This is a genomic window from Bacillus sp. NMCN1, from assembly GCF_002998085.1.
Lineage (GTDB): Bacteria > Bacillota > Bacilli > Bacillales > Bacillaceae > Bacillus.
Window position 1 is genome coordinate 1 of sequence record NZ_PVQL01000010.1, and the last position, 844, is coordinate 844.

An 844-nucleotide genomic window follows, 5' to 3' on the forward strand; every position below is an offset into this window, starting at 1 on the left:
GTGGAGCCTAGCGGGATCGAACCGCTGACCTCCTGCGTGCAAGGCAGGCGCTCTCCCAGCTGAGCTAAGGCCCCATAAAAGATGGTCGGGAAGACAGGATTCGAACCTGCGACCCCTTGGTCCCAAACCAAGTGCTCTACCAAGCTGAGCTACTTCCCGATCTTAATGGCGCGCCCGAGAGGAGTCGAACCCCTAACCTTTTGATCCGTAGTCAAACGCTCTATCCAATTGAGCTACGGGCGCTTATTTGATAATGCCGAGGGCCGGACTTGAACCGGCACGGTAGTCACCTACCGCAGGATTTTAAGTCCTGTGTGTCTGCCAATTCCACCACCCCGGCGTGGATGGTATAAGCGGAAGACGGGATTCGAACCCGCGACCCCCACCTTGGCAAGGTGGTGTTCTACCACTGAACTACTTCCGCATTACAGGATTTCTTTATTTTATTTGGCAATGCGGGTGAAGGGACTTGAACCCCCACGTCATAAAGACACTAGATCCTAAGTCTAGCGCGTCTGCCAATTCCGCCACACCCGCATGAAACATGGTGAGCCATGAAGGACTCGAACCTTCGACCCTCTGATTAAAAGTCAGATGCTCTACCAACTGAGCTAATGGCTCGCTTTAAAAGCGACTTGTCTATCTTACCATATGAAAGTGGTGCCGGCAAGAGGACTTGAACCCCCAACCTACTGATTACAAGTCAGTTGCTCTACCAGTTGAGCTACACCGGCTTTATCTATCCTAACATTATGTAAGAATAAATATGGTGGAGGATGACGGGCTCGAACCGCCGACCCTCTGCTTGTAAGGCAGATGCTCTCCCAGCTGAGCTAATCCTCCA

The 844-nt window shown here is 52.1% G+C and carries 9 tRNA genes; all 9 read right to left on the bottom strand.

What is annotated here, in order from left to right:
• Position 1: 1 nt before the first annotated feature.
• Positions 2-74: transfer RNA gene (locus tag C6W21_RS18855), tRNA-Ala, on the bottom strand.
• A gap of 8 nt (positions 75-82) precedes the next feature.
• Positions 83-159 (bottom strand) — tRNA-Pro (locus C6W21_RS18860).
• Between the two features lie 7 nt (positions 160-166).
• Positions 167-243 (bottom strand) — tRNA-Arg (locus C6W21_RS18865).
• 11 nt (positions 244-254) lie between these two features.
• A tRNA-Leu gene (locus tag C6W21_RS18870) sits at positions 255-340 on the bottom strand.
• A 12-nt stretch (positions 341-352) separates the two neighbouring features.
• Positions 353-424: transfer RNA gene (locus C6W21_RS18875), tRNA-Gly, on the bottom strand.
• 30 nt (positions 425-454) lie between these two features.
• A tRNA-Leu gene (locus C6W21_RS18880) sits at positions 455-537 on the bottom strand.
• A gap of 8 nt (positions 538-545) precedes the next feature.
• Positions 546-621: transfer RNA gene (locus C6W21_RS18885), tRNA-Lys, on the bottom strand.
• 37 nt (positions 622-658) lie between these two features.
• A tRNA-Thr gene (locus C6W21_RS18890) sits at positions 659-734 on the bottom strand.
• Positions 735-767: 33 nt separating this feature from the next.
• Positions 768-843 (bottom strand) — tRNA-Val (locus C6W21_RS18895).
• Position 844 lies beyond the last annotated feature (1 nt).